Origin of the sequence: Lentzea indica (assembly GCF_012184385.1) — a bacterium.
GTDB lineage: Bacteria > Actinomycetota > Actinomycetes > Mycobacteriales > Pseudonocardiaceae > Lentzea > Lentzea indica.
In genome coordinates this window covers 1-8065 of the sequence record NZ_VSRL01000340.1, presented here as the reverse complement: position 1 = coordinate 8065, position 8065 = coordinate 1, and the positions used below count along the sequence as shown (strand labels likewise).

At 68.3% G+C, this 8065-nt stretch carries 6 protein-coding genes and 1 pseudogene; all 7 read right to left on the bottom strand.

The window, feature by feature from the left end; genetic code table 11:
• A partial coding sequence (locus FXN61_RS44815) for a tetratricopeptide repeat protein (RefSeq protein WP_512698770.1) occupies positions 1–886 on the bottom strand: 886 nt, incomplete at its 3' end.
• The gene (locus FXN61_RS44810) at positions 883–1341 is read right to left on the bottom strand and encodes a hypothetical protein (protein ID WP_167979908.1); all 459 of its coding nucleotides are present in this window, start codon (positions 1339–1341) and stop codon (positions 883–885) included. The genes FXN61_RS44810 and FXN61_RS44815, both read right to left, overlap by 4 nt.
• Positions 1338–1940: an RNA polymerase sigma factor gene (locus FXN61_RS44805; RefSeq protein ID WP_167979907.1), complete on the bottom strand. Its 603-nt coding sequence runs from the start codon at positions 1938–1940 to the stop codon at positions 1338–1340. The genes FXN61_RS44810 and FXN61_RS44805 overlap by 4 nt, the downstream gene beginning before the upstream one ends.
• Before the next feature lie 3 nt (positions 1941–1943).
• The gene (locus tag FXN61_RS44800; RefSeq protein ID WP_167979906.1) at positions 1944–3548 is read right to left on the bottom strand and encodes a S8 family peptidase; all 1605 of its coding nucleotides are present in this window, start codon (positions 3546–3548) and stop codon (positions 1944–1946) included.
• A 144-nt stretch (positions 3549–3692) separates the two neighbouring features.
• Complete coding sequence (locus FXN61_RS44795) at positions 3693–5882, bottom strand: hypothetical protein (protein WP_167979905.1); 2190 nt, start codon at positions 5880–5882, stop codon at positions 3693–3695.
• 13 nt (positions 5883–5895) lie between these two features.
• On the bottom strand, positions 5896–7557 hold the full coding sequence (locus FXN61_RS44790; protein ID WP_167979904.1) for a P-loop ATPase, Sll1717 family: 1662 nt from the start codon (positions 7555–7557) through the stop codon (positions 5896–5898).
• A 249-nt stretch (positions 7558–7806) separates the two neighbouring features.
• A pseudogene (locus FXN61_RS50410) lies at positions 7807–8065 on the bottom strand (LysR family transcriptional regulator); the annotation flags it as partial.

Sequence of the window (8065 nt, the reverse complement as noted above, 5' to 3'; positions counted from 1 at the left end):
CCGCCCAGGCGTGGTCGCCGTGCCGGCGGAACCGGCGGCCTGCGCGCACCGCCCAGTCCCGTGCCGTTCCCGGCTCGTCGGTCGCGAGCGCGGCCTGGGCGCGGGTCAGTTCGGCCCAGGCGTAATCGACGCTGAACCGGTCGGAGGTGAACAACGCGAACGCTGAGTCCAGCTCGCGCGCGGCTTCACCGGCGAGACCGGCGGCCAGCAGCGCACGGGCCTTGTCCATGGCCAGCACCGGCAGATATCCCGCACCGTGCTCCGCGTACAGCCCGGCCGCCTCCTCGAACGAGCGCAGTGCCGCCGGGATGTCTCCGTCGAGCACGGCGCAGTATCCGAGGTCGTGCGCCACCTTGGCCTCGGTGAGCGCGAACCCCTCGCGGACCGCGATCGCCCGGCAGGTGCGGAGGTCCTCTCGCGCCCGGCGGGTCCTGCCGATGCCGATGCCGATCGCCACCCTCGTGAGGAGTGCGGACGTGAGCGTGAACGGGTCCCCCGCGCGGGCGAGCCGGGGAACCGCGGTGTCGAGCAGCCGCAACGCCTCGTCCACCCGGCCGGCGCGGTGCAGCACGAGAGCACGTTGCTGCCACAGGATCGGGCGGTCGTGATCGGTGACGATCCGGTCGGCGGCGTCGAGGGTCGCGAGTCCGCGCGCGGTGTCACCCAGTTCCGCTTCGGCGAGTCCCAGGCTGATCAGCACGTGCGAGGTGAGCACCCGATGCGCGAGGCGGTCGGGGGAGACGTCCGGTGACCACCGCAGCAACCGCAGCGCCGCACGGAGTTTCCGTGCACCGGCGGTGGGTCTGCCGCTGTTGGTCAGCAGCGAACCCTCCTCGCGCATCTGCCGCGCCCGTTCTTCGACGCCGGCGTCCTGAACTGTCCTCATAGGACGACCGCAGGAGTCACGACCGTCGGGTGGCCCGCCGCCCGCACGACGAACTGGACGAGGCCTCGCCTTACCCCTTCGATGACAAAACGGCCCTGTGGCGACGTTTCCGCCGCGACGGTGCCCGTTGCGGTGCGAAGCTCGACCCGGTGGTCGCCCGGCGGGCTCAGCCAGCCGTCGATGCGCACGTCCCCGGTGTCGCGGACCTGGAACTGCACCATGACCGCGAGGTCGCCGCAGTCGAACGTGATCTGCCTGATGGACCCGCTGCGCGCTCCCGCTCCCATGAGCGGTTCGGAGTCCTCGATCCGCGCGATGTCGAAGCCGGACGCCTCCAAGTCCACCGCGAACTGCGCGCACTCGACCAGGCCGGGCGGCATCGGTTCGAGGGCCGTGTACAACTCACGGAGCTCGTCGAGGACCCGCAGGTCCTCCGCGTCGAACGGCGAGGTCATGAGCCGCCTCCCGCCTCGTCGCCGGACAGCAGCGCATGCAGCTTGTCCAGGCACCTCTGGCGCGTCGGTCCCACACTGCCGCGCTTCATGCCGAGCGTCTCCGCGATCATCCCGTAGTCCGGCCTGGGCACGAACGCCACGAAACGCAGCAGTTCCCGGCACCGCTCGTCGAGCAGGGCGACGGCGCCCCACAGCCGGCGCCTCTGGTCACCCAGCGCGGCCAGCACCTCGGGGCCGGCCGCGGGATCGGCGCGGTCCAGTTCCTTCTGGTCGTCGGTGACGAATTCCGGACGGCGCCGGTCCCGCACCCGCCAGCACTCCCGTTTCGTGGTGACGATCAACCAGCCGGCGAGCGCGAGCGGGTTGCGGATGTCGTGCATGTCGCGCAACAGCGCCAGCCAGGCCGTCTGCACGACGTCCTGGCTGGTCTCCCGGTCGAGGCCCTGGGAGCGGGCCACCTGCCACAGCATCGGGCTGAGCGACGCGACGAGATCCTGAAACGCCCGGCGGTCGCCGTCGCGCGCCGCCTCGAACACCATCGCGGTGCCCGCCCAGCCGGTGCTGGGCGGGCCCGTGAACGTGCGGTGGCCGATGTCCATGGCCTACTTGGCGTTCGTCTTCACGACGTTCACCGCTTCGGCCGCACGGGTCTTGGCCTGATCCTGGTGGCTCGCCACCGCGACGTCGTGGGTTTCCATGTCCTGCAGGGCCTTCGCCAGATGCCCGGCGATGTGCGGTGCCGCGAACGAGGTTCCCGTCCAGACGGCGAACGGGCTGAGCGTGTGGTCGTCCACGTCCGGTGACTGCCGGAACTGCGGCAGACCCGCCCGGTTGGTCGCGGGCACCTGCAGGAGCGGCTGCCGGCTCGCGTTGGCGTCCTGCGGGAACGTGCTGATCACGTTGACGCCGGTGGCGTAGCAGGTCGGCGTCTCGTTGGTGAACAACGCCTTGCTGCCGTTCGGGTTGAGCGCGCCGACGCTGATGACGGGCGGTGTGTGCAGGGCGTTGGTGTGCGTGGACAGGCAGGCGGGGAAGAACCGCTGCGTCGACGCCGAGTTGCCGGCCGCGGCCACGACCAGGACGCCGAGGGCGCGCAACGCGTCGATCTGCTTGGCGATCGGCGACGTCTTCTCGTCGGCCTGCGGTCGCTCGAACGGATATCCCATCGAGAGCGACACCACGTCGACCATCTTTTTCATGTCACCGGTGGTGAGCGCGTCCGTGACTCGATCGACCAGCCCTTTCAGCGCCGCCACCACTGCGCTTTCCCGTGCGATGCCGTCACTTCCCATGACGCGAATCGCGAGCACGGTCGCGTCGGGAGCGATCTGCTGGATGATGCCCGCGCAGAACTCGCCGTGCCCGAAGCACCAGTCCTGGGTGCCGATGAGCGGGTTTCTGGTGAGCGGTTCGTCCTTGGCGTGCCTGATGATCTCGACGCGGTGGCCCTGCTTGTCCAGTTGCACGCCGGCTTGCTCCACGAGCAGCTGGATCTTCGGGTCCACCTGCACGTACCCGGTGTCCCAAGTCGACATCGTCTGCGTCGTGTCCAGTGCCTTGATGTCCAGCCAGGTGTTGCGCCCGATGCCGGTGTCGAGCACCGCGACCACCGGCTGGCGGCGGAGCTTCAGCGTGGCCGGGTCCTTTTGGCAGATCGGCTGCATCTCCAGCGCGACCGGGCCGTCCAGGTAGCCCGACGGCACCGGGCCCGCCGGACCGAACGGTGGCGCGAACCCCTGAATGGCGCCCGGGACACCGCCCAGGTCCCCGGGGAGCCCGGACGCGAACATCAGGTGCTCCAGCGAGACGTCCCTGCCGAGCGACTCGTCGGCCCGGATCGCCTGCAACGCGATCCACGCGTCGACCGCGACGGGTTCGGGGCCGGAGGCGCGGAGCACCACGGACGCGACGGGCAGGTTCGGGTCCCTGGCGACCCTTTCGATGTCGATCACCATCCGGGTCTGCTGGAGCCGGCCGTTCAAGTCGGTCAGCCGGGTGTCCAGCAGCTCGTCCGGCATCAGCAGCACCGATGCCACGTACGCGGTCGGCTGCACTGCTGGACCTGCCGCTCCTTCGACGGCGTCGGTGGGCCGGAGCACGCGGGCGCCGTGCCGTTGCAGCACCTCCTCCGGTACCTGCAAGGCGAGTCCGGTGTCGTCGACCTCCGCGGCGGCGTGGAGCTGAGAATCTGGCCAGTAGATCGTCATGTGGTCCCCTCCGAACCGACTGTGACCCGCCGCCCCTGAATCGTTGTCCGATTGCAAGGGGCCAGACAGAGTCTTTTGACATCAACCGAGTGGGTGTCTCCTCACCCCCATCACGGGTGGGCCGGGGTCCGTCCAGATACGTCGTCAGGTGGGTTTCGCCTGCAGCTCGCCGTGACCGTTGCCGCCGGCGACGGGCGCACGCCGCAGCAGGTGCGCTGGGATTTCGAGCAGATCGGCCGCCTGCTTGCCTGCCTCGTGGCCGAGCGTCCGATAGGCCTCGAACTGCTCGTCGGTGAACATCTGCTGGCTGGTGGAGTGGTTGGGGAAGCGGCCGTCGCGCGCCTTGAAGGCGTGGAGATCCCACGTCGCGGCCGACGTGAGCACCGCCTTCGCGTACACCAGCTGCGCGGGCTGGACATCGTTGGGCGGTGGATAGGACACGACGCCCAGGACCGCCATCTGCGTGCTCATTCCCTCCGCGTCGGGCAGAACCGGACGCGGGTCGAGCTCGATGTCGACGCTGAGCTCGCTGCGCGCCAGCGCGATGGCACGTCCGATGTCGAGTCCGTCGCCGGCCTGATCACAACTGGCGTCGAAGCACAGCACGTGGGTGCAGCGCCGGCGCAGCAGCTCGACCACGCCGAGGTTCTCCCAGTGGCCGCCGTCGGTCAGATAGATGTACCGGTGGCTCGACTTGGCGCCACCCAGAGCCTCGCGCAGGACGTACAGAGCGCCCGGCTCCAGCCAGCCGGCGCGGATGGACCGCGCGGCTCGAACCAGCCATCCGCGCCGCGGTGCCGTCTCGTCGTCCTCGCCGTCCGGCTGCCAGGTCCTGTGCAGCGGATTCTTGATCCACACACCGAGCCGGACGTTGGTCAGCGCCATCAGGAACCGCAGCGGGGGATAGGTGAATCTCCCCATCAGCGGTGACAACGCCGCGCCGGACACCGCCATGATCGACGGCAGCGTGAGGTGGGTGCCGGGCAGGCCGCCGCGTTGCTCGAGATCCCTGGTCGGGTAATAGCCGAAGAGCGGGCCACCGCTGCGTTTCGTCTCGAAGGTGAACGACTCGGCGAACCGGCCGACCGGTACGTCGTCCGTGGTGAGGTTCACCGCGCAGCAGACGACCAGGTTCGGCGTGCGGCTGCCGTTGGCTGCTTCGCAGTCGGTGAAGTAGAGCTTCTCGGGGTAGTCGATCGGTTCGGCGACGATTCGTTCCTTCTCGTCTTTCGTCCGCCGCAACGCGAACGCGCTGTTGAGGCGCTCGCGGTAGAAGAGGTGCATGGAGTACCGGCGGTTGTGGACGAACACCGCCATACCCAGCACGATCACGACATAGGCCGACAGACCGAGCGCGTCGGCGGGTGAATCGATGCCTTCACGGGTGGCGTGCTCGAGCGACGAGAGCAGCGGAACCAGCAGCAGACCCGCACCCGCCAGCGACGACAGCACGAGCATCAGCCGCCGGGCCCGGAGTCTTCTGCTGAGCACCAACGCGGCGGCGGCGAGCAACAACGACACCACCAGCCACACGAGCGCGATCATGATCCGGCCGGTGGTCGTCTGGAAGGTCTCCGGGCTCTCGTCGAAGAGCCACGACAGGGCGGCGGTCGAAGCATCTCCGTACAGCTCGGCGAGCACGGGCAGAGTCAGGACGACAAGAACCACGCCCGCGCCGATGAGCAGGCGTGCGGCATAGCCTTCGGCCCGCGAGTCGCCGTAGTTGCCGGGGTCGCCGTCCTTCACCTGCCTTCTCCAGCTGACCAGGAGGAGCACCACCAGCAGGAAGAGCGCACCGCAGCCGAGCAACGCCTGCACCACGGCGGACTCGGGCAGATGCAGGCCGTTCAGGCGCAGGTCGGACAGGCGCAGGCCGAGCAACGCGAGCAGCCAGCCCCCCAGGCGGCCCGCGATGACCATGCACAGCGCGAACGGCAGGTAGTTCACCACGAACCCGTAGACGACGCTGGCCGCCATCCACAGCTTGCCGACGTGTCCCGGTGCGAGGTAGTCGGTGTGCTGCCGCAGATACCGTTCTTCCGGGGAACCCCGGCCCCACAAGGGCTTTCCGTTCTCGAACTCCGGATCGGTGTGTGCGGCGGAGATGGCGAGCGCGCTGGCGATGTAGTTGCCGCCGGACACGGCGGCGAGATGTTCGGCCTTGTGCAGGATTCCGCGTTCCTCGAGCGCCTGGAGCGCGCCCAGGTTGAACGCGGCCGACCTGATCCCGCCACCGGACAGGGCGATGCCCACGCGCAGTTCCTCCGGCGCGGAGTCGAGGTATTCCGCTGCCACGCTGGGCAGTGGCTTCTTGGTGCGGGGTGCGAGTGGCATCGTGGTGCTCCGTTCACGAGTCGAGGTAGCCGAAAGTGCCCCGGTAGTCCTCTCCTCTGGGATCGCAGCCGTACGGGTAGGTGGCGTGGGCCTGTCGCGCGCGCAGCTGGGGAAGTGACCGCTCCATCAGATAGCGGGTGAACAGGGGGTGGAAGCAGAGGTGGTCGGACTCCTCCTGGGCGACCAGCGGATAGTCGAACGTGTACTGGAAATGGGCCTTGTTGTAGCGCCCGGTCTGGTCGAACCGGATCCCGAGTGCGCCGAGGGTGAAGAGCATCGACAGGAACTCGTCGAAGTCGAGGTCGGTCAGCTTCCTGATGCCCTGCTGGTTGTAGACCTTGTGCAGCTTCCGCGCGGGAAAGGAGATCTCCAGTCGTCCGGTGAGACGCTGCAACGCTTCGGCCGCCTTGGGGAAGGTCGCCTTGTAGGCACTGAGAATTCCTGGCACCAGCAGCCGTTCCGCGTGTCTGGTACCCGCGATGATCGCGACGGGCGTGACGTTCCAGGGCGCGGAACCCCGGTCGTGCCGGGAGAACACGCTGTTGAGGATCTGGATGAGGTGCCTGGGCAGGAGCTGGGTGTGCCGGAGCAGGTACGCGAGCGGATCCTCGTCGATGTCGAGTCCACTGTGGATTCGCGGAGGAAGGGCCGCGCGGAGCAGGGCGATGGACGGGTCGGTCTCGTCGTTGCCGTCCGCGCGTCGTTGCAGCAGTTCCAGCTGGTCGGGATGGCGGGTGCGGAGGAACAGGTGCAGTCGCGTGCCGGTGAGCCGGAGGAGTTCCCGTGCCGTCCAGTAGATGGTGAGATAGCGGCCCTGGAGGTCCTTCTCCGGCGCGGCCGCGATGTCGTGGATCAGGTCCCACAGCTCGGACGGCAGGCAGATCTGCACGCCGTACGGCCGGTTGCCGGGGTTGGCCGAGATCATCCTGCCGACACAGCGGAACAGGCCGGCCAGCACGGGCCGCAGCTCCGGTAGCCGCAGGTGCAGGTCCTCCAGGTTGTCCATGACGATGATCGGTGGCCGCTCCCGGCGGCCCAGCACGATCCGCAGGGCGGCCCTGGCGTCCGCGAACCGGGTCCTGCCGAGGGTCACGTTGTCGATGACGTCGCGGAATCCGGTGCTGCGGGTGTCGCTGATGTTCTTCCTCAGTTCGCGGAGGAACCGGGTCGCCGCGAGCGTCTCGTTCATTCCGTTCTCGGCGGAGTTGCCGAGGTAACTGGTGAGGACGTGGAGGCTCTCCTGCGGGTCGTTCGAGTCGAATGACCGGCAAGCGTGGAACAGTGCGACGTGGTCGAACAGCGCCTGCCACAGATCAGCTCGATGGCCGACGAACAGTTCGTGGTCGCGGCCGTATTCGTGAAAGACCTTCAGCATCTCGTGGTAGACGTCCTCGGTCGTGAGAACGATCTGCGGTTGGTCGTGCGCGACGTCCGATCCGATCAGGAACGCGGTTTTCCCCGCTCCTTTTCGCCCGATGATGTAGGTCGGCGGGGAATCCGAGACCGACTGCGCGTAGACCCGGTTGTTGCGGTCGAAGAGCTGGCCGGCATTCGACCGGCCGAGGTTCATGACGTCCTCGGTGACGATGGGGCCGAAGGGCTGCTGAGGGGTGAGAACCCTTTTCAGCCCGTTCTGGTCCGACAGTTCGGTGTGACGATCTTTCGCTAGGTCCACGGCTGTCCCCAAATGGCGCATCGCACTGGTATGAGGGACTCGCGATCACCCGTGGTTCCGTTACGAGAAGTGACCAATCCTTTATGTTCGCCACCCGGATGTACTAATGCCTGATGAACGGCGCGACATTCTCACCGGTGTGGATTTTCTCGCTCGCTTTGGATCGAGTGGCCGGAGTCTCTTTCCTGACGACGGGTGGGCCGTGGTGCCGCCGGATACGTGGACGAAGCCGGTTTCGGGGAGATTCCGCTACGAGGACGATGCCGGCGACGGGGACGGCTGGTTCGCCTCCCACCACCGCCGGAACACCGGGCTCGCCAGCGCCTGATCCGCGTAGGCACCCAGCACCTCGGTGAACACGCGGCTGGCCTGACTCCAGGTGAGCCGCTCCCGCCGCCAGCAGAACACCAGCCGCAGCCGCATCGGCGAGCCCGCCAGCGGCCGCACCACCACCCCCGGCCCGCCCTGCGATGTCGGCTCGACCAGTTGCACCGCCTTGCCCGCCGCG